This is a genomic window from Streptomyces lienomycini (genome assembly GCF_027947595.1).
GTDB classification, from domain to species: Bacteria; Actinomycetota; Actinomycetes; order Streptomycetales; family Streptomycetaceae; genus Streptomyces; species Streptomyces lienomycini.
On the sequence record NZ_CP116257.1, the window covers coordinates 4,533,877 to 4,554,224 of the forward strand.

Annotated in this window: 17 protein-coding genes and 1 pseudogene; 8 read left to right on the plus strand and 10 right to left on the minus strand. The window is 74.9% G+C overall.

Going from position 1 to position 20,348, the window contains the following annotated elements:
• Positions 1–3: 3 nt before the first annotated feature.
• From BJ961_RS20525 to proP, 3 genes are all read left to right on the plus strand, one after another.
• Complete coding sequence (locus BJ961_RS20525) at positions 4–600, plus strand: 3'-5' exonuclease (protein WP_271414250.1); 597 nt, start codon at positions 4–6, stop codon at positions 598–600.
• Between the two features lie 157 nt (positions 601–757).
• Positions 758–2,095, plus strand: a complete 1,338-nt coding sequence (locus BJ961_RS20530; RefSeq protein ID WP_271414251.1) for a lipase family protein — start codon at positions 758–760, stop codon at positions 2,093–2,095.
• A 181-nt stretch (positions 2,096–2,276) separates the two neighbouring features.
• Positions 2,277–3,764: a glycine betaine/L-proline transporter ProP gene (gene proP, locus BJ961_RS20535; RefSeq protein WP_271417113.1), complete on the plus strand. Its 1,488-nt coding sequence runs from the start codon at positions 2,277–2,279 to the stop codon at positions 3,762–3,764.
• Here proP and BJ961_RS20540 read toward each other — a convergent pair.
• Positions 3,728–4,669, minus strand: a complete 942-nt coding sequence (locus tag BJ961_RS20540) for a DMT family transporter (protein WP_271414252.1) — start codon at positions 4,667–4,669, stop codon at positions 3,728–3,730. The two genes, proP and BJ961_RS20540, sit on opposite strands and share 37 nt — an antisense overlap.
• A 242-nt stretch (positions 4,670–4,911) precedes the next feature.
• Between BJ961_RS20540 and BJ961_RS20545 the strand changes: the two genes are divergently transcribed.
• A complete protein-coding gene (locus BJ961_RS20545; protein ID WP_271414253.1) occupies positions 4,912–5,634 on the plus strand; it encodes a hypothetical protein in 723 nt (240 codons plus the stop codon).
• A gap of 19 nt (positions 5,635–5,653) precedes the next feature.
• Here the strand turns inward: BJ961_RS20545 and BJ961_RS20550 are convergent, their stop codons facing one another.
• The 4 genes from BJ961_RS20550 to crtI are packed head-to-tail and all read right to left on the minus strand — an operon-like array spanning position 5,654 to position 9,674.
• Positions 5,654–6,130: an MSMEG_6728 family protein gene (locus BJ961_RS20550; protein ID WP_271414254.1), complete on the minus strand. Its 477-nt coding sequence runs from the start codon at positions 6,128–6,130 to the stop codon at positions 5,654–5,656.
• A 16-nt stretch (positions 6,131–6,146) separates the two neighbouring features.
• Entirely contained in the window at positions 6,147–7,130 is a 984-nt protein-coding gene (locus BJ961_RS20555) for a DUF5914 domain-containing protein (protein WP_271417114.1), read from the minus strand.
• Between the two features lie 34 nt (positions 7,131–7,164).
• The gene (locus tag BJ961_RS20560) at positions 7,165–8,160 is read right to left on the minus strand and encodes a phytoene/squalene synthase family protein (protein WP_271414255.1); all 996 of its coding nucleotides are present in this window, start codon (positions 8,158–8,160) and stop codon (positions 7,165–7,167) included.
• The gene (crtI, locus tag BJ961_RS20565; protein WP_271414256.1) at positions 8,157–9,674 is read right to left on the minus strand and encodes a phytoene desaturase family protein; all 1,518 of its coding nucleotides are present in this window, start codon (positions 9,672–9,674) and stop codon (positions 8,157–8,159) included. The genes BJ961_RS20560 and crtI overlap by 4 nt, the downstream gene beginning before the upstream one ends.
• A gap of 466 nt (positions 9,675–10,140) precedes the next feature.
• On the opposite strand from crtI, the pseudogene BJ961_RS20570 reads away from it, so the two are divergent.
• From BJ961_RS20570 to BJ961_RS20575, 3 genes and pseudogenes are all read left to right on the plus strand, one after another.
• Positions 10,141–10,989: pseudogene (locus tag BJ961_RS20570) on the plus strand (lycopene cyclase family protein); the annotation flags it as partial.
• Positions 10,990–11,096: 107 nt separating this feature from the next.
• Positions 11,097–11,324 (plus strand): lycopene cyclase family protein, encoded by a 228-nt coding sequence (locus BJ961_RS36190; protein ID WP_408648756.1) that lies wholly within the window; start codon positions 11,097–11,099, stop codon positions 11,322–11,324.
• 271 nt (positions 11,325–11,595) lie between these two features.
• Positions 11,596–13,098 (plus strand): NAD(P)/FAD-dependent oxidoreductase, encoded by a 1,503-nt coding sequence (locus BJ961_RS20575; RefSeq protein ID WP_271414257.1) that lies wholly within the window; start codon positions 11,596–11,598, stop codon positions 13,096–13,098.
• Between the two features lie 220 nt (positions 13,099–13,318).
• Here the strand turns inward: BJ961_RS20575 and BJ961_RS20580 are convergent, their stop codons facing one another.
• From BJ961_RS20580 to BJ961_RS20590, 3 genes are read right to left on the minus strand one after another with little or no spacing between them, the layout of a single operon-like run.
• On the minus strand, positions 13,319–14,197 hold the full coding sequence (locus BJ961_RS20580) for an SDR family oxidoreductase (RefSeq protein ID WP_271414258.1): 879 nt from the start codon (positions 14,195–14,197) through the stop codon (positions 13,319–13,321).
• A gap of 52 nt (positions 14,198–14,249) precedes the next feature.
• Positions 14,250–15,869: a phytoene desaturase family protein gene (locus BJ961_RS20585; RefSeq protein ID WP_271414259.1), complete on the minus strand. Its 1,620-nt coding sequence runs from the start codon at positions 15,867–15,869 to the stop codon at positions 14,250–14,252.
• Positions 15,862–16,368: an SRPBCC family protein gene (locus BJ961_RS20590; RefSeq protein WP_271414260.1), complete on the minus strand. Its 507-nt coding sequence runs from the start codon at positions 16,366–16,368 to the stop codon at positions 15,862–15,864. Before BJ961_RS20590 ends, BJ961_RS20585 begins: the two co-directional genes overlap by 8 nt.
• A 262-nt stretch (positions 16,369–16,630) precedes the next feature.
• Between BJ961_RS20590 and BJ961_RS20595 the strand changes: the two genes are divergently transcribed.
• On the plus strand, positions 16,631–17,800 hold the full coding sequence (locus tag BJ961_RS20595; protein ID WP_271414261.1) for a S1 family peptidase: 1,170 nt from the start codon (positions 16,631–16,633) through the stop codon (positions 17,798–17,800).
• Between the two features lie 96 nt (positions 17,801–17,896).
• Here the strand turns inward: BJ961_RS20595 and BJ961_RS20600 are convergent, their stop codons facing one another.
• Positions 17,897–18,334 (minus strand): hypothetical protein, encoded by a 438-nt coding sequence (locus BJ961_RS20600; protein WP_271414262.1) that lies wholly within the window; start codon positions 18,332–18,334, stop codon positions 17,897–17,899.
• A gap of 164 nt (positions 18,335–18,498) precedes the next feature.
• Complete coding sequence (locus tag BJ961_RS20605; RefSeq protein ID WP_271414263.1) at positions 18,499–19,833, minus strand: cation:proton antiporter; 1,335 nt, start codon at positions 19,831–19,833, stop codon at positions 18,499–18,501.
• Between the last annotated feature and the right edge of the window lie 515 nt (positions 19,834–20,348).

A 20,348-nucleotide genomic window follows, 5' to 3' on the forward strand; every position in this document is an offset into this window, starting at 1 on the left:
GGTATGGACCGGCGCGGCGCGGACGGGGGCCACGCGGGCCTGCTGAACGTCATCGATCTGGAGGCCACCTGCTGGGACGGGCAGCCGCCGCCCGGCGCGGTGAGCGAGATCATCGAGATCGGTCTCGCCGTGGTCGACCTCGACGCCCGGGAGCGGGTGGCCCGGCACCGGATCCTGGTGCGGCCGGTCCGCTCCCGGGTCGGCGCGTTCTGCACGGAGCTGACCGGTATCACCCAGGCCGAGGCCGACCGGGGCGTGAGCCTCGCCCGGGCCTGCGACACGCTGACGCGCGAACACGGCGCGGGCGCGCGGCCCTGGGCGAGCTGGGGCGACTACGACCGCGAGCAGTTGGTCCGCCAGTGCGCGGCCGACGGGGTGCCCTTCCCCTTCGGCCGCCCGGCCGAGCGCGCGCACACCAACGCCAAGGCGGTCTTCACCGAGGCCCACGGGCTGCGTCGGCGCCCCGGCATGGCGCGGGCGCTGGAGATCGCGGGGCTGCCGCTGGAGGGGCGGCATCACCGGGGCGTGGACGACGCCTGGAACATCGCGGCGCTGGTGCTGCGGCTGGCCGCCCAGGACGCCTGGCCGGGCTCTTGTTAGACGCGACGTCAAGTTACTGAACCGTAATGAACAAGGTGCTACCCCTGGTAACCCCTGCCCGGTTACGGTCCGGTAACCCCACAGGAGCAGCGCGACCGCGGTCCGGCCCCACGAGGCCGCGGACGACCGGATCCGGCCCTTCCCCAGGAGGTTCGCCATGCCCCCACGTCCACGCATGCTCGCCGCGGCGATCGCCGCCGCACTCGCCCTCGGCGCGCAGGCCGTCCCCGCCGTCGCGGCCGACGGACCGGCCGGCGACTCGACGACCACGACGTCCCGCGGTGTCGAGATACCCGCCTTCTACACCCCGCCGTCCGAACTCCCCGGCGCCGACGGCGCGCTGGTCCGCAGCGAGCCGCTCCCCCTGGCGCTCAGCCTGCCCGGCGTCGACGGCCCGCTTCCCGGCCGGGCGACCCGGCTGATGTACAAGTCCACCGACGCGAACGGCGAGGCGGTCGCCGTCACCGGCGCCTACATCGAGCCGGCCGCGAAGTGGCGCGGCGAGGGCCCGCGGCCTCTGGTCGCCGTCGCGCCCGGCACCATGGGGCAGGGCGACCAGTGCGCCGCCTCGATGGCCCTGGAGCACCCGCTGCAGCTCAACGGGCAGACGGTCTCGGTCGGTTACGAGGACCTGTCCGTCTACCGGCTCCTGCTGCGCGGCGTCGCGGTCGTCGTCACCGACTACGTGGGCCTCGGCACCACCGACCGCCTGCACACCTACGTCAACCGCGTCGACGGGGCCCACGCGGTGCTGGACGCCGTACGCGCCGCCCGCTCCCTCGACTCGGCGTCCGTCACCGCCGAGTCCCGGGTGGGGCTGTTCGGGTACAGCCAGGGCGGCGGCGCCACGGCGGCCGCGGCCGAGCTCCAGCCCTCCTACGCCCCCGACGTCGAGCTGGCCGGTACCTACGCCGGCGCCCCGCCCGCCGACCTGACGAAGGTGACGGAGGCGATCGACGGCAGCGACCTGGCGGGCGCGCTCGGCTGGTCGCTCAACGGCTTCCTGCAGACCGAGCCGGCCCTGCGGCCCATCGCCGACCGGTACGTCAACGAGGCGGGCCGGGAGGCGCTGAAGGACCTGTCGACCATGTGCGTGGGCGACGCCCTCTTCGGCTACGGCGGCGACAGCAGCACGGACTGGACGAAGACCGGGCAGTCCCTCGGCGACATCATCCGGGCCGAGCCCGCGCTCCAGGACTTCCTGGCCGAGCAGCGCATCGGCGCGCTCAAGCCCGCGGGACCGGTCCGTGTGGCCACCGGCACCAGCGACGATCTGGTCCCCCACGGGCAGGCCCGACGGCTGGCCGTCGACTGGTGCGACAAGGGCGCGAAGGTCACCTACGTCCCCGTGCTGCTGCCGGGCGTGGGCAGCGGCCTGCTCAACCACTTCGCCCCGCTGCTCACCGACCAGGGCAACGCCATCTCCTGGCTGACCGACCGGCTCGAGGGCGAGGCGGCCGGCTCCAACTGCTGGAGCATGCCGGTACAGCCCTGAGCCGTACCGCACCGCCGCCGCCCGGGGCATCCGCGCCGCCCCGGGCAGCGGCTCCGGCATGCGCCCCTCCCGTGTTGCGGCACAGAATTCGCTCAGGCGAACTGTGGCGGAGCGACAGGAAGGCAGCGGCGTGGTCGACGCGAAGCCCGACGGCGGGTCCGGTCCCCGGAGCGGGAAGAAGATGCCGAGCTCGGTCGCGCACCTGCCGCGGCAGGTGCGCGAGGAGCTGGCCCGCCGGCTCCGCCGCACCAAGCGGGCCTTTCGCGAGGAGGACGTCCAGGTCGTCGAGAAACCCCTCCTCAAGCGCGCGGTCGGGGCGTCGGCGCTGGGCAACTGCATGGAGTGGTTCGACTTCGGGGTCTACAGCTATCTGGCCGCCACCATCGGCAAGGTGTTCTTCCCCGGCGCCTCCCCGGCCGCCCAGGTCATCTCCTCCTTCGCCACCTTCGCCGCGGCCTTCGTCGTACGCCCGCTCGGCGGCCTGTTCTTCGGCCCGCTCGGGGACCGCGTCGGCCGGCAGAAGGTACTCGCCACCACCATGATCATGATGGCGCTCGGCACCTTCTCCATCGGTCTCATCCCCAGCTACGCCACCATCGGCGTCGCCGCCCCGATCCTGCTGCTGCTCGCCCGGATGGTCCAGGGCTTCTCCACCGGCGGCGAGTACGGCGGCGCGACCACGTTCGTCGCCGAGTACTCACCCGACCGGCGGCGCGGCTTCCTGTCCAGTTGGCTCGACTTCGGCACCTTCGTCGGCTACGCCCTGGGCTCGGCCCTGGTCACCGTGCTGAACCTGTCGCTGACCGACGCCCAGATGCTGCACTGGGGCTGGCGGCTGCCGTTCCTGATCGCCGGTCCGCTCGGCATCATCGGCCTGTACATGCGGCTCAAGCTGGAGGAGTCCCCGGCCTTCCAGCAGCAGCTGGACGAGCACGAGAAGGGCCTCGCCCAGGAGTCGGCGGGCAGCGAGTTCAAGACGATCGTGCGCGAGCACTGGCGCCCGCTGCTCGTCTGCATGGGCCTGGTGCTGCTCTACAACGTCACCAACTACATGGTCACCGGCTATCTGCCGACCTACCAGACGGAGACCCTGGACCGCTCCAGCGGCTTCGCGGACGTGCTCGTGCTGATCGGCATGGTGTGGATCGTGCTGCTGATCACCTTCCTCGGCCGGCTCAGCGACCACGTCGGCAGACGTCCGCTGTACGCGGTCGGCGCCGCGGCGATGATCGTCCTCGCGATCCCGGCGTTCCTGCTGCTGAGGGCGGACGGCGTCTGGGTGCCGGTCCTCGGGGTGCTGCTGCTGTCCACCCTGCTGGCCTGCTTCGCCGCGCCCAGTGCCGCCACGCTGCCGGCGCTGTTCCCGACCGCGGTGCGCTACGCGGCCATGGCCATCGGCTTCAACTTCGCCGTCGCGGCCTTCGGCGGCACCACGCCGCTGGTCGCCGAGGCGCTGGTGAGCATCAGCGGCGACGAACTGATGCCCGCCTACTACCTGATGGTGGCCGGTGCCATCGGCCTGGTGACCGTGAGGTTCCTGCCGGAGAGCGCCCAGGTGCCGCTGCACGGCTCGCAGCCCATGGTCGGATCCCGGCAGGAGCAGCGTGAGCTGATCACCACCTCGAAGGACCTCTACAGCTTCTCCAAGGACCGCTCGAAGGCCTCCTGACGCCCCGCCGCGGGCCGTCGTCGTCCGCGGGTGAACGGAAGGGACACGCCCGAGCCGACGGCGACCCCGGCGAAGACCAGGGCGCTGCCCACGGCCTGGGCGGCGCCGTAGGAACCCGTGCCGACGAGCGGCGCCGTGCAGGCGGCGGCGACCGGGATCAGTCCGGAGAACAGGGTGGCGCGCTCGGCGCCGATCCGCTGCATGCCCATGTACCAGCACACGAACCCGACGACGGTGACCACCACCGCCTGCCACAGCAGCGCGCCCGCCTCGACGGCGTCGGGCCGCCGCAGCCACCCGGCACCGTCGGCCAGCACACCCACGACCGCCGACTCGGCCGCGGCGACGCCGCACACCACGGTGGACAGCAGTCGCGGGCCCAGGGGACGCAGTACGGGCACGGCGAGGACGGCGAAACCGACCTCGCCGGCCAGCGCGCACACGGAGAAGGCGATGCCGACGCCGTCGGTGCGCCCCCAGCCCTGGACCGTGAAGGCCCCTACGGCCACGAACAACGCCCCGTACAGGACGATCCGTTGCGGCCCGCGTCCCTCCAGGAGGGGGACGAGGACGGCGACCACCACGGGCGCGCAGCCCACGAAGACGCCGGGCACCGCGGGTTCCGCCGTGCGTTCGGCGGCGAGGACGGCCAGGTTGAAGCCGACCATGCCCACGGCCGCCAGCAGGGCCAGGCGCAGCCACCGGCCCGTGCCGAGCGCCCGCAACCGGGCCGTCGCACCGGGCCCGGCCAACGGGACGAGGAGCAGGAAGGCCAGCCCGTAGCGCAGGAACTGGCCGCCCGCGTAGGGGTAGTCGCCGAGCAGGCTGTTGGCGGTGAAGGAGCCGCCGACGAGGACACAGGCGAGCGCGGCGAGCAGGGTCCCGCGCGTGGTGGTGGCGTTCATGACCACGACGCTAGAGAGCGCGGCGGTCCACCACGGGGTCCACTTCGGGTGCGCTGTCGGGGACCAATCGGCGACGAGGGCCGCTCACACGCCCGTCACGACTTCTTCATCACGTGCATGCCACGGAAATCGCGGGTAGTCGGAGAGTCCCGATGCCAACACATCGGGACAGCAAGGGATTTGACGGAGATGAAACGATATGGGAGGTACTTCCAGTGCGCACCGGCAAAGGGGCAACCGCTGTGGCGACCGCGAGCGTCTGTGTCGCCCTACTGGCCGGCTGCGGCGGTGATTCGGGCGACGAGGGCGAGGCGTTCGAGGGGCAGAGCGCCGACGACATCGCCGCGAAGGCCGTCGAGGCCACCCGGCAGGCGAAGTCCATGCACGTGAAGGGCGACACGCGTCTGGAGGACGGGAGCACCGTCACCATTGACGTCTCGGTCGACCAGGAGAAGAACTGCGAGGGCACCATCGGCGCCGGCGGGACCGAGGCGGACGTACGCCACACCGACGCGACCCTCTACCTGCGCGGTGACGAGCGGTACTGGCGGACCGCGCTGAAGCAGCAGCCCGACGCGGCCCGCAAGATGGTGCCCGAGCTCCGGGACAAGTGGGTGAAGATGCCGGCGAACGACGCCACGACCGCCGGGGTCTGCGACAAGCAGGGTTTCGTCGCCGCCATGGACGAGGACGAGTCGGAGCGCCGGGGCATGAAGCGCGGCTCCACGACGGACGTGAACGGCGCGAAGGCCCTGGAGCTGACCAAGGACGCCTCCGGCGGCGAGAAGCTCACGCTGTACGTCGCGACGGAGGGCGAGCCGTACCTCCTCAAGACCACGACCGAGGGCGGCAAGAACCCCGGCAGCGTCACGTTCGGCGAGTACGGCGAGACGGTGGATCCCGAACAGCCGCCGGCCGCCGAGACGGTCGACATGAAGGACCTCGCGGGCGGGCAGCGGGCCTGACGGCCTCGGGCCCACCGTCCTAGGCGTCCCCGCGCTCCCGGTCCGAACTCGGCCACACGTAGGGCAGGTCGTCCGGGACCCCCGGGAACAGCTCGGCGTACACCTCGGGTTCCTTGCGCACCAGGGCCGAGCGGTGGCTGCGGTGGAAGGCCTCGTCGCCGAGCCAGGGAGGCAGTTCTCCGGCGGCCGCCAGCTCCGGCTGGTCCCGCACCGGCTCCCCCGGCCGGCTCTCGGCGAGCCCCGCGACCAGTGACGCCGCGCAGCTGTCCTGGTGGCCCTGCTCGCGCCAGACCCGGCAGACGTCGAGGCCGTAGCGGACCAGTGCCTCCTCGTAGCCCGTCCACATCCGCACCGCCGGGTGCCGGCGCCAGCCGTAGCCGGGGACGGTGAGTCCGCGCAGCACCTGGAGCGCCTCGACGCGCTGTTTGCCGAGGCGGCGCCGGTCCAGGGCCAGGGCCGACTCCCGGAAGCCGGGGTGGGGGAGGAAGGTCTGCATCGCGATGCCGCTCCGTTCAGCCGGGGAACCGGCCGCGGGCACGCAGGTGTCCGCGGCGTTCGGCGTAGGCGAGGTCGTCGCGCCACAGGCGGCCCGCGGCGGCCCGCATCAGCAGGCGCAGGGCCGGTGCGAGGCGGCGGGCCAGGGGGAAGCCGGGCCGGTCCGAGGTGGCGAGCACCGCCTCGACGACCGCCGTGCGCGGCCGCCCGCTCGCGTCCGGTCCGAGCGGCGTGGCGTGGCTCTCCACGACCGACCCCGCGCCCTCGCCCTCGGTGATGCGCATGACGACGGTGCGGGGTCCGGGGGCGGTGAACTCGGCCCGTACGGGCACGACCAGGCGGCCGGTGAGCCGGAAGGAGACGTCCACGACGAAGCGGTCGCCGTTCCCGTCGTCGTGCGGGGTCTCGCCGGGTGTCCCGACGACGGTGAGGTCCACGAAGGAGTACGGGTGGAACCAGGCGCCGTGCCACGGGTCGAGCCGGTTGGCGACCACGTCCTCGGGCTCGCAGGTCCCCGCTCCCCGCCACACGGACGTCAGGGCCGTCGCCCGGGGCGGCCGGTCGGGCACGAGGGGGGCCGGGGTCGGCGGCTCCTCCCCCACGGTGTCCAGCCGTGCCCACACCAGTACGCCGTCGTCGTGGACCGGCAGGGGTTCCCAGCCGGCGAACGGGGCGCCGTCCAGGGCGAGTCCGTGCCAGTGGCACACGAGCGTGCCGCACCGCACCGGGCTGTCGGCCAGCGGCGCCCCGAGGTGGGGGCAGGCGCCGGGGCCGCCCACCAGTCGCCCCCGCGCGTCCCGCCAGACGACGACCTCGACGCCCTCGACGGTGCCGGACAGCGGGCGTGTGGGACGTACGTCGGTGCTCGCGCCGAGGACGTACCAGTTGCCCGAGGGGCGGGCCTCGGCCCGCTTGAGGGCGGCGGCGATGACGGCGGGGCGCGCCTCGCGCCACGTCGGCCGCTGCCGTTCCCAGGGGACGGCGCGGCGGCGCAGCCGCAGGGGAGGCGTCCTCGGCGGGGGCGGGGGTCCGGGCTCATCGGGGCTCCTTCACGTCGAGGGCTTCGCCGCCGCACGGCACGGGCGTCGGCGTGCGCCGTGCGCGCAGCCGGGCCGCCAGTACGCGTACGAGCCCGTCGGCGGCGACGGCCGCGCGGCGTCGGCGGGGCACCACCGCACGGTGGTGCAGTACCGCGTACCCGCCGTCGGCGATGGTGTCGAGGATCCTCCGGTAGAGCAGGAACGCGGTGCGGATGCAGGGACGGGCGACGGGGTCGAGCATGGCCAGTCCGGGCTCGGCCTCGCGGTAGACGCCCCGGGTGAGGTCCTCGGCGGCCCGCAGCGCGGCGGTGACGCGCGCGTCGTGGCGGCCGGTGCGCCTGCTCCAGAGCAGCAGGTCCCGCTGGACGCCGTGTGCGGCCAGCAGGTCGGCCGGGAGGTAGATCCGGCCGCGGTCGAGGTCCTCGCCGACGTCGCGCAGGAAGTTGGTCAGCTGGAAGGCGACGCCCAGGGCGGCGGCGTGCGGGGCGGCCAGGGCGCGGGCGGTCACGGTGCCGAGGACGGGGAGCATCTGGAGGCCGATGACGGCGGCCGAGCCGTGCATGTAGGCGCGCAGGTCGGCGTAGGTGGCGTAGTCGGTGACGGTGAGGTCGGCGCGCATGGAGGCCATGAAGTCGGTGAAGTGCGCCGGTTCGATGGCGTACCGGTCGGCGGTGTCGGCCAGGGCGAGCACCACGGGCTCGTCGGTCGGTCCGCCGCCGGTGAGCGACCGCCGCAGCAGCCGGTCGAGGCGGGTGAGGGCGGCGGCACGCTCGGCGGGCGTGGCGTCGGCTGCCGTGTCGTCGACGATGTCGTCCGCCCACCGGGCGAATCCGTACAGGGCGTGCACGGCGGGCCTGCGGTCGGCGGGCAGGAGGCGGGTGGCCAGGAAGTAGGTGCGGCCGTGGCGGGCGTTGAGGAGCCGGCACCGGGTGTAGGCGGCGCGCAGTGCCGGGTCGGTGATGCCGGCGGCGTCGAGTTCGCGTCCGGTCATCGGCGCCCGCTTCGTGCCGTGCCGGTGCGGGCCGGTGTGCCGGTGATGCGCGCGGCGGCCAGTTTCCCGGAGATCAGTACGGTCGGTACGCCGACGCCCGGGGTGGTCCCGCAGCCCGCGAGGACCGCGTTGTCGGTGCCGCGCACCAGGTTGCGGGGCCGGAAGGGCCCGGTCTGGGCGAAGGTGTGGGCGACGGAGAACGGGGTGCCCGCGGCATGCCCCTGCGCGGTCCAGTCGGCGGGGGTCACCAGGCACTCCTCCTCCACGGCGGCGGCGATGCCGGTCAGTCCCCGGCGTTCCAGGGTGGCGAGCAGGCGGTCGCGGTAGCGGGGCGCGAGGTCGCTCCAGGCGCGGGCGCCGGGGCCGATGTCGGTGTTGGGGCAGGGCGCGAGGACGTAGTGGAGGTGGCGGCCCTCGGGGGCGAGGGACGGGTCGTGGGCGGTGGGCCGGGTGATCAGCAGGGACGGGTCGGTCATGAGGGTGCCGGTCCTGGTCAGCTCGTCGAAGGTCCGCCGCCACTCGGCGCCGAAGGAGAGCGTGTGGTGGGCGAGGTGCGGCCAGGTGCGGGTGGTGCCGGCGTGCAGGACGACGGCGGAGGGCGCGTGCCGCAGGGCGACGGGGCGCCGCGGGCGTCGGCCGAGCAGCCGGTGGGCGACGGGCAGGTCGGGGGTGAGGACGACGGCGTCGCACGGGATGCGCTCGTGGTCGGTGACGACGGCGGTGACGCGGGCGCCGGACCGTTCCAGGCGGGTGACGTCCCGGCCGAGGCGCAGGTCGGCCCCGGCGCGGGTGGCGGCCGCGGCCATGGCGCGGGGCAGGGCGTGCATGCCGCCGCGCGGGAAGTAGACCCCGGCGACGGTGTCCATGTAGGCGATGACGGCGTAGGCGGCCAGCGCCCGGGAGGGCGCGACACCGGCGTACAGGGCCTGGAAGGAGAAGACGCGTTGGAGGCGTTCGTCCGTCAGGAACCGTCCGATGCGGGCGTCCAGGCGGCCGAAGCCGCCGAGGGCGGCGAGCCGGGCCAGGTCGGGGGTGAGCAGGCCGAGGGGTGAGTCGAAGTTGGCGTCGATGAAGCGGCGCATCTGCACGGCGTACAGCCGCCCGAGCCAGTCGCGCAGCCGCTGGTACCCGGCCGCCTCCCGGGCCCCGGCGAAGCGTTCGACCTCCGCCTGCATCGCGTCGGCCCCGGTGTGCACGTCCAGGGTGCCGCCGTCGGCGAAGCACGCCCGGTAGGCGGGGTGCAGCGGCAGGAGTTCGACGTGGTCGCGCAGCCGCTCGCCGACGGCCGCGAAGGCCTCGTCGGCCAGGTCGGGCATGGTGAGCACGGTCGGGCCCGTGTCGAGGTGGTAGCCGCCGACTTCGCGCCGCCCGGCCCGGCCGCCGGGCAGCGGGTCGCGTTCGACGACCGTCACCCGCCGTCCGGCACCCAGCAGATGCAGGGCGGCGGACAGGCCGGCGAGCCCCGCACCGACGACGACGACGTGGTCGGTGCGGCCGGTCACCGTCCGCGTCATCGGGCGCCTCCGACCGCGCGGGTCTCACTCGGCTGCGGGCTGCCGTCGCCGGCCGTGCTGGGGCGCATCGCGGTTCCTCTCGTCGCCGGCCGCGGCGGTGAGCCGTGCCGGGTGTCCCGGCCGCGGGCCGAAGGCGCGGTCCGCGCCATGCTTTCCCTCTTCGCCCGTGCCACGCCGCCGCAAGGCCCGTACCCACCCGGCAGTCACCCGTTCGGCGGGTACCCCGGCCCCCGGCGGGCACCCGTGCCGCGCCGCCCAGCGCGCCGTGCGACCGCGGACGCCGCCGGGGCGGAATACTCCCCGGACCGGCGCGGACCGGCGCGGACCGGCGCGGACCGGCGCGGACCGGAGCGGACCGGCGCGGACCGGAGCGGGCCGGAAGGGACCGAGGCGGACCGGACCGCTCCGAACGGGCCGCTCCGAACGGGCGAACGGGAAGGAGGCGGGTGTGGTCGACACGGACATCGTGGTCGTCGGCGCAGGCGCCGCGGGTCTCTCCCTGGCGCACCGGCTCCCGGCACGGGCGCCGCACGGTGCGGTGCCCTCCGTCGTCCTGATCGACCCGCCGCCGGGACCGCTGCGGCCGCCGCGTCGCACCTGGTGCTTCTGGGAGTCCGGCCCCGGCCGCTTCGACCGGGCGACGACGGCGTCCTGGGAGTGGCTGCGGGTGCGCGGCCGCGACGGGGCGGTCGTCCGGCGGCACATCGCGCCCGCCCGCTACAAGATGGTCCGCTCGGACGACTTCGAGGCGCTGGTGGAGCGGGACCTGAAGGACCGTCCGGGGCTGCGGCGCCTGGAGGCCACCGTGGGCGCGGTGACCGGTCTGCCGGACGCCACCGTACGGGTGGCGGCCACGGACGCCGCGGGGACACCGGTCGACCTGCGCGCCCGCTGGGTCTTCGACTCCCGTCCGCCGGACCGGCTGCCGGCCGCCCGCACCCGCCTGCTCCAGCACTTCAGGGGCTGGTTCGTCCGCACCGAGCGGCCGGTCTTCGACCCCGAGGTGGTCGACCTGATGGACTTCCGCACCGCACAGCCGGCGCGGGGCCTGTCCTTCGGCTACGTGCTGCCGACCGGACGGCACACCGCGCTGGTCGAGTACACCGAGTTCGGCCCCGAGCCGCTGACGACCGAGGCGTACGACAGCGCGCTGGAGGACTACACGCGCCGCGTCCTGCGCACCGGCGCCACGGAGGTCCTGTCGACCGAGCAGGGGGTCATCCCGATGACCGACGCCGTCTTCGGGCGGCGGGCCGAGGGCTGCGACCGGGTCTTCCGGATCGGCGTCGCGGGCGGCGCGACCCGGGCGTCCACCGGCTACACGTTCGCCGCCGTGCAACGGCAGTCCGCGGCCGTCGCCCGCGCGGTGCGCGCGGGCCGCCGCCCGGTGCCGCCACCCCGCATCCGGCACGGGCCCGGTGGATGGACGCGGTGCTGCTGCGCGCGCTGGACACCGGCCGCGTCGACGGCCCCGACCTCTTCTTCCGGCTCTTCGACCGCGTACCCGCCGGGCGGCTGCTGCGCTTCCTCGACGGCCGGTCGCGACTGTACGAGGACCTCGCGGTCGGCCTGCGCGTCCCCGTCCTGCCCATGCTGCGCACGGCGGCCGAACTGCCGCGGCTGCCGCGCCGCCACCTCACCGTCCGCTGAACGCCGTCCGCCGACCCACCACCCCGGAGCCCCCGATGCGCCCGATGCCCCTGCCGCCCGACGCCGCGCCGACCGCCGCCCCCGAGCTCGGGGCGGGCCACCGCCACCGGTCCGTCACGCTCCCTCCGGGCCACCACACGCAGTGCCCCGGCACCGGAGACGCGCGGTGATCCGGCGGGGTGCGGGCAGCCGTGGCGGTGGGGGTGGACGGAGCGACGCGGGTGGCCGGGGTGGTGAAGGGCGACCGCCCGGGCGGGACCGGCGGGCACGGGTGCTGCGTCCGGGACCCGGGCGTGAGCGGGTCGAGGGCGATCCTCCGTCGGTGGCGGTGATCGGCGGCGGCATCGCGGGCCTCGCGGCGGCGACGGTCCTGGCGGAGCGCGGGGTGCGCGTCGTGCTGCACGAACGCGAACCCGTGCTCGGCGGCCGGGTCGCGGGCCGGACGTTCGCCCTGCCGGACGGTACGCCCGCCACGATGAGCCGGGGTTTCCACGCCTTCTTCCGCCAGTACTACAACCTGCGGAGCCTGTTGCGTCGCGCCGATCCCGGTCTGGGCATGCTGACCGGTCTGCCGGACTATCCCCTGCGGCACAGCAGCGGGCTGCACGACAGCTTCCGCCGGATCCCCCGCACTCCCCCGTTCAGCGCCCTCGCCTTCGTCGCGCTGAGCCCCAGCTTCGGGCCGCGCGACCTGGCGGCCCTGCGGCCCTCGGCCGCGCTGCCGCTCCTGGACGTCCGCACCCGCCGCGTCCACGAGCGCCTGGACGGCGTCAGCGCCCACGACTTCCTCGACACCCTGCGCTTTCCCGCCGCCGCGCGGCACCTGGCCTTCGAGGTGTTCTCCCGCAGCTTCTTCGCCGACCCGCGCGAGCTGTCGGCCGCGGAGATGGCCCTGATGTTCCACATCTACTTCCTCGGCTCCAGCGAGGGACTGCTGTTCGACGTACCGCGTGAGCCGTTCCCGCGGGCGCTGTGGGATCCCCTCGCCGGGTATCTGACGCGGCACGGTGTCGAGGTCCGCACGAGTACGTCCGTCGAGGCCGTCCGGCCGGGTCCGTCCGGCGGGCGGTTGGTGGTCGACGCCGCCGGCGCGCGGCCGTACGACGCCGTGGTGCTCGCGATGGACGTCGGAGGGCTGCGGGGTGTGGTGCGCCGTTCGCCGCACCTCGGGGACGACGGCTGGCGCGGGCGGGTGGCGCGGCTGCGGAACGCTCCGCCGTTCCTGGTCTCCCGGCTGTGGCTGGACCGCCCGGTCGCCCCCGGCCGGCCCGGATTCCTCGGCACGAGCGGGTACGGCTCGCTGGACAACGTCAGTGTGCTGTCCCACTGGGAGGGCGAGGCGGCGCGCTGGGCCGCGCGCACCGGCGGGTCCGTCGTCGAACTCCACGCCTACGCCGTGCCGTCGGCCGCCGTCCGGGAGGTGGAGGAGAAGCGGCTGGTCGACCAGTTGCACCGCGTGTACCCGGAGACCCGTCGGGCCCGGGTGGTCGCCGTGCGGCACGAGTGGCGGGCGGACTGCCCGCTGTTCGCCGTCGGCGGCTACCGCGACCGCCCCACGGTCCGCACCCCCGACCCGGCCGTCGTCGTCGCCGGGGACCTGGTCCGCACGGACCTGCCCGTGGCGCTGATGGAGCGCGCCGCCACCTCCGGCTTCCTCGCCGCCAACGTCCTGCTGGAGCGGTGGGGCGTACGGGGCGAGACGCTGTGGACGGTGCCCGACGAGGGCCGGTCCGCACCGCTGCGGGCCCTGGCCCGGCGGTTCGGGCAGTACTGAGGAGCGCGCGCCGGACCCGTCCTGACGGGGGCCCGACGCCGGATCCGTCCTGACGGAGCGCCCGACGCCGGGGCCGGCTTCACGAAGCGCGCGACGCCGGGCCCGTGCTCACGGAGCGCGCACCGTGCCGGGCCCGGCCTCCCAGAGCGCACCGCATCGGGCCCGCCTCACAGCGCGCACCGCTCCGGGCCCGGCCTCACGAAGCGCGCTGCTCGGTTCGCTACTCCCCCGGGTCGGCCGCGCGGTCGGCCAGTCCGCCCGCGCCGAGTGGGCCGGTGCGGCCCAGGGAGCCCTCGGCCTCCATCGGGGGCAGTTCGTGGCGGGACAGCCGCAGGACCACGGGCGGCAGGGTCGCCCGCCCCACCTGTGCCAGGCGCAGCCAGCCCGGCACGTACACGGCGGTACGGCGGCGCTCCACGGCGCGGACCAGCCGGGCGGCCACGTGGTCCGCCGGGAAGGTGCGGCGGGCCGGGGGCGGCATGTGGGCGCGCAGTTCGCGCAGGACCGGGTACCGGTCGGCGTCGCGGATCATGTCGGTGTCGATCCAGTTGAGGTAGGCGATGCCCACGGCGACCCCGTGGTGGGCCACCTCGGCGCGCAGCGAGTGGTTGAAGGCCTCCACGCCCGCCTTGGAGGCGCAGTACGCGCTCATCATGGGGGCGGCGCCGAGCGAGGCCAGCGAGGCGATCTGGAGGTGGTAGCCCGCGGTGTCGAGCAGGTCCGGCAGGAAGGCGCGGGCCGTGTGGGCGCTGCCGGTGAGGTTCACGTCGACGACGCGGCGCCACTCGGCGGGGTCCGAGGTGGCGAACGGTCCGCCGTGCGCGACACCGGCGTTGGCGACCACGACCGACGGTTTGCCCAGCCGCCGGCGTGTCTCGTCGGCCGCGTCGGCCAGCGCGGCGGGATCGGTGACGTCGGTCTCGACGGCGAGCGCGGGGGTCGGCAGATCCGCCGCCAGCGCGTCCAGCAGCGGCTTCTCCAAGCCGAGCAGGGCGAGTCGGGCGCCGCGGTGGGCGCAGGCGCGGGCCAGGGCGGCGCCGAGTCCGCGCGCGGCACCGGTCACGACGACGGTGCGGTTTCGCAGGGGACTGTCTGTCACCGGTCGGCCCTCCCTGGGAGTCGTCCGCGTCCGCGCGGACGGTCGTCGGCGTTCACCGGCGGTCGCCGGCCCGGTCGCGGCGGGTGAGGGCCCGCTGGACCCGGGTGAGGCCCGCGAACCGGTGCTGGCGCAGTGCGGCGCGCGCGGCGTTGGCGCCGGGCGCTCCGTGCACCCCGCCTCCCGGGTGGGCGCCCGCGGAGGCGAGGAAGAGACCGGCCACCGGTGTCTCCGGCCGTCCGGTACCGGGCACGGGCCGGAAGACGAGTTGCTGGTGCATGGCGGTGGTGCCGCCGTTGATGGCGCCGCCCTCCAGGTTGGCGTTCATGGCCTGGAGCGTGGGCGGGGCCAGTACGCGGCGGGCCCGCACCAGGGCGCGGAAGCCGGGCGCGAAGCGTTCCACCTGGCGTTCGACGCGGTCGGCCATGAGTTCCTGTTCCCGGGTGTCCCAGCTGCCGGTGATGCCCTCCTCGCCCGCGTCGGCGCGGATGTCGTGGGGGACGTGGGTGTAGGCCCAGGCGGACTCGGTGCCGCTCGGTGAGCGGGTGGGGTCGGTGGTGGTCATCTGGCCGAACAGCGAGAAGGGGCGGTCGGGGACCTGCCGCATGGCGATCTGGGCGGCGAACCGGGTCAGTTCGTCGAGGCCGTCGGCGAGGTGCACGGTGCCGGCCCGCGCCGCGTCCTCGCACCGCCAGGGCACGGGTCCGTCCAGTGCCCAGTCCACCTTGAAGGTGGCGAAGTCCCACTGAAAGTGCCGCAGGTCGGTGAGGACCTGGTCCGGCAGGTCCACCGGGTCGACGAGCCCGCCGTAGAGGGCGGGTACGGAGACGTCGGCGAGGACGGCCCGCCGGGCGGCGACGGTCTCGCCACCGGCGGTGCGCACTGCGACCGCGCGCCGGTCGCGGACCAGGACGCGCTCCACGCGCCGCCCGCAGCGCAGGGTGCCGCCGCGGGCGCGCAGCCGGTGGACCAGGGCGTCGGTGAGGGCGCCGGATCCGCCGACCGGTACGGGGAAGCCGTAGGTCTGGCCGAGCATCGACATCAGCCAGCCGAAGCCGCCGCTGCCCGCCGCCTCCGGCGCGAGGTCGGCGTGCAGGGCGTTGCCGGCCAGGAGCAGCTTGCCGCCCTCGCCCCGGAACTCCTCCTCGCCCAGGCGGCGCACCGGCAGGACCAGGGTGCGGGCGAGCCTGAGTCCGCCCGCGCCGCGCAGCCGCAGGGCCAGCCGGGCGCCGGCGCGCAGGGGCGGGAAGGGGGTGAAGAGGGCGTCCAGGATGTCGGCGCGGTAGCGGTCCCACACCTCGTGCAGCCGCTCCCAGGAGGCGCCGTCGCCGGGGGCGAAGGCGTCGAGGGAGGCGGCGGTGGTGGCGACGTCGCGGTCGAGGACGGCGCAGGTGCCGTCGGTCAGGGGGTGGGCCAGTACGTGGGGCGCGTGGGCCCAGCGCAGCCCGTGGTCCTGCAGGCGCAGGCCGCCGAGGACCGGGGAGGCGGCGGCGAGCGGGTAGAAGGAGCTGAACAGGTCGTTGACGAAGCCGGGGGCGACCTCGCCGTCGTGGCGGACCGCGCCGCCCGGCTCGGGCTGCTCCTCCAGGACCGTCACGCTCCAGCCGGCGTCCACCAGCAGGTTCGCCGCCACCAGTCCGTTGGGTCCGGCTCCGACCACGACGGCGTCAGGCACGGCCGGTTCCCGGCCGGTACGACACGGATCCCATCGTGTCCGACGGGTCGGGCCGGCACCGCTCGCCGGCCTGGGACTCGCAGAGCTTGGCGAGCCTGGCGAGCATGGCGCGGTGCCGGATCTGGATCAGCGCCTCGACGCCGACGTTGTGCAGCAGTCCTCCCGGGCCGCGCAGCGGGTGCTCGTCCACGATCACCAGGCACTGCTCGCCCCAGGGGCGCAGTTCGACGGCGATGCGGGCCGTGCCGAGTCGGCCCGCCTTGGCCTCCAGCTCCAGTTCCGAGCCCGTCACGCAGCGTCTGACCACCGATTCGTTGTCCAGCCGCAGCGGTCCGAGCCGTACCTCGTACGCGATCGTCGCGCCGACCTGCGGCCACTGTCCCGACGTGGGGGTGACCTCCGAGGGCCCGACCACCCATTCCACGTACTGGTCGCCGTCCGCGAGGACGTCCCAGACGGCCTCCGTCGTCGCCTGGATGAGCCTGTGCCGAACCGCCACGTGTGCCTCCAAGGTCCAGTGGCCGTCATGTGGCCGTTTTCGCGTGACCGCAGCCTGAGTGCCCCGTCCGCGACCGGCCAACCGGGGAGACGGACCGCAGGGGCCCGGGGGCGGCTGCACGGAAAGGCCGTGCATTGGCATGGACCTGATAACGGGTTGCTGGCTAAGCTCGAAGCGACCCGATGAGAGCGCTCTCAAACCGCGGTTGTTCCATGCCATCTGTTCCGCCCCCACCTTGCTGGAACGACGAAGGGCAACTCCCGTGAGACGCAGCAGACTCAGGCACCTCGCCCTGTCCGGGCTCCTCGTGCTCGGCACCCTCGGCGCGGTCGGCGCGCTGCCGGCCTCGGCGGCCGACGCCCCCACCGCCTCCCCCTCCGCGGAGCAGCCGGCCTCCGCCGGTCTCCTGGACGCCATGCAGCGGGACTTCGGCCTCACCCGGGCCGAGGCCGCGGACCGGCTGGCGGCCGAACGCGACGCCACCGGCCTGGAACCCGTGGCACGCCGGGCCGCCGGAACGGCCTTCGGCGGCTCGTGGTTCGACGCGGAGGCCGGAGAGCTGACCGTGGCCGTCACCTCGGACGCGGCACCCGAGACCCTGCGCGCGGTCCGCGCCACCGGCGCGCAGGTGCGCACCGTCGAGCACAGCGCGCGGCAGCTGGACGCGGCCAAGGCGCGCGTCGACCGGCTCGACGCCCCCGTTGGCGTCAGCGGTTGGCACGTCGACCAGCGCGCCGGCGCCGTGGTCGTCGACGTGGTCGAGGGCAAGCGCGCTGACAACGATGTCCAGAGCTTCGTGAAGCGGGCCCGCGAGGCCGGACCGGTCACGGTGCGTTCGGTGCCGTCGGCCCCGCAGACCTTCGCGGCGGGCACCGTCGGCGGCGACCCCTACTACACCGGCAACGTCCGCTGCTCCATCGGTTTCTCGGTGTACGGCGGCTTCGTCACCGCCGGGCACTGCGGACGGGCCGGCGCGGGGGTCAGCGGCTGGGACCGCTCGTACATCGGCACGTTCCAGGGCTCGTCCTTCCCCGACAACGACTACGCGTGGGTCAGCGTGGGCAGCGGCTGGTGGACGGTGCCGGTCGTGCTCGGCTGGGGCACGGTCTCCGACCAGCTCGTGCGCGGCTCGAACGTGGCGCCGGTGGGCGCCTCGATCTGCCGCTCCGGCTCCACCACGCACTGGCACTGCGGCACCGTCCTCGCCCACAACGAGACGGTCAACTACAGCGACGGCTCCGTGGTGCACCAGCTGACCAAGACCAGCGTGTGCGCCGAGGGCGGCGACTCCGGCGGCTCCTTCATCAGCGGTGACCAGGCGCAGGGCGTCACCTCGGGCGGCTGGGGCAACTGCTCCAGCGGCGGGGAGACCTGGTTCCAGCCCGTCAACGAGATCCTGAACCGCTACGGCCTCACCCTGCACACGGCCTGACCCGGCGACGGAGGGGAGGTCCGCGCCGGTCTCCGGCCCGGTCCTCCCCGTTGTCGGTGTCCGCAGGTGCTGGTACGACCGCGTGACCCGCGCGGCTCAGAGGTCTCCGGGGCCCGGCTCCGGCGCCTCCAGGCCCGTCGCCGTCGTCAGCCGGCGGTACGCGGCCCGTGCGTGGACCAGGCGGGCCAGGGCGGTGCCGACGAGGGCCGCACCGAGCAGACACGCCAGCCAGACCGCGTCCCGCCGGCCGGTCCACGTGAGGGTGCCGGCCGGCGGTATGGCGAACCCGTTGAGGGACAGCCAGCACAGGACGGCCGTCCCCGGCGCGGCCGTGAACCGGGCGCAGAGCCCGAGCACGGCCGCCAGCAGGGAGAGCACCACGAGGGCGAGCCCCGGACGGCCCGAGCCCACGGTGCCGTTGAGGAGCGCCACCGCGAGGAGGGCGCCGCCGAACGCTCCCGCCCACACCAGGGGGGCCGCGACCGGCCGGGGCACGGGTCTGGCACCGCTGCCCAGGGGCACCCACTCGATCATGCTGACGGCTCCTTCCGGTCCGGACGTGTCCGGCCACGTCGTCGGACGGCCGCCCTCTGGGCAGATTGTCCCACCGGAAGGCAGGGTGCGGTGCCGTCCGGGTCGGCACCAGGCCACCCCGGGCGACCGCGCCCGGACCGCGCCCGCTCTGCCCGTCCGTCCGTCTAGCGCTCGGCCTCCGCACGCCCCGAGGACGGGGCCGAGCACGAGGAGGAGGCGGGCAACGGCTCCGGCTCCGTGTCCGACGGCGACGCCGACGGACCGTGCGTCTGCGCGTCCTTGCCGGCCCCGCCGCCCGGCACCTCCGGTCCGGGTGTCGTCCCGGGCAGCAGCCGGCCCGCGGCCCGCAACCCGGCGGCGAGGACATGGGCCCGTCCCGCGACGATGGGTCCGAGGACGGCGAGGACGAGCACGTAACCGGCGATGAAGGGAGCGAGGCGCGCGTCGAGCCCGGCGCCCGCGGCCATGGCGGCCAGGATCAGCGCGAACTCCCCGCGGGCCACCAGGGTGGTGGCGATCTCCGCGGCCGGTTCGGAGCCGTAGTGGTACACCCGGGCGACGCACAGCCCGGCGACGACGTTCATGACGACGGTCAGCGCCGCCGCCGCGGCGACCGGACCGGCGACGGAGGCGAGGTCGCCGGGGTCGATGGCGAGTCCGAAGGCGAAGAAGAAGATGGCCGCGAAGGCGTCGCGCAGCGGGTGCACCAGTTCGCGGATGCGGGGCCCCGACGGGGTGCCGGCGAGGATCAGGCCGACCATGAACGCGCCGATCGCGTCGGCGACGCCGAGCACTTCGGAGACACCGGCGACGAGCACCGCGGCGCCGAGGAAGCTGATGACGAGCAGTTCGTTGTCCCGCGTGTGGATCAGGCGGCCCACGAGCCGGGTGCCGTAGCGGGCCGCGGCGGCCAGCACCAGCAGGAAGCCGAAGGCCTTGCCGGCCTGCAGGACCGTGTCGGCGACGCCGTGCGCGCCCGCGATGACCGGCTGCAGGGCGGCCAGGTACAGCGCGAGGAAGATGTCCTCCACGACGATGACACCGAGGATCAGCCGGGTCTCCGGGCGGCCGATCCGGCCCAGGTCGATGAGGATCTTGGTGACGATCGCGGACGAGGAGATGCCGAGCACACCCGCCAGCACCAGCGCCTCGCGCACACCCCACCCGAGGACGAACCCGAAACCGAGCCCGGCACCGACGTTCAGGAGCAGATAGACGCCCCCCGCGGTGAGCAGCCGTTTGCCGCCGCTCCTGAGGTCGTCGAGGTGGAACTCCAGGCCCAGGTAGAAGAGGAGCAGCACCAGTCCGAGCGCGGAGAGCATCTCGAAGTCGTGCGCGTCCTCCACCAGGACGAAGCCCGGTGTGTGGGGGCCGAGCAGGATGCCCGCGAGCATGAACAGGGGGATCGTCGGAAGTCCGATCCTGCCGCCGAGGCGGGCGAGGAACGCGGCGGCCACGAAGGCACCGCCCATGGCGAGCAGGGTGTCAGCGTGTCCCACGGGTCACCCCCTGCGACCGCGCGGAGGGTCGGGAGGGCTTCACTTGACGGGGATGGATGCGCATTCTCCTTCGTCGGTCGTACGTCGTCGGGTCGGACAGCCGGACGGTCGGGGACCGCCCATGACGCCGTGCCGTGACACCGCCGCGGGGCGGGACGGGGGACACCGCGGGTCGGCAGCGCGCCCGGGCCGTGAGCGCCCGGAGACCGGGCCGCCGCGGCGGTGCACCACCATGACCATCGACCGCCCCGGCGCTCGGCGTGCGCACCGCGCACACCCGGACCGAACCATGCGGCAACGCCCGCGAACGGGCGGGACAGGGCCTCCCTGAAACGTCCCCCGGCCCCCGAAAAGGCCCCCGGGGCGCGGCGTCGGTCCACGGTCACACGCCGGGCGGCCCGGCGGCCATCGGGGACGACACCCAAATGATCCGGTGGCCGACACCCATCGAGCGGCCGGGGCGCGGGGCCGGTCGGCCGGTCGGCCGGTCGGCCGGTCCGAGGAGGATGCGCCGC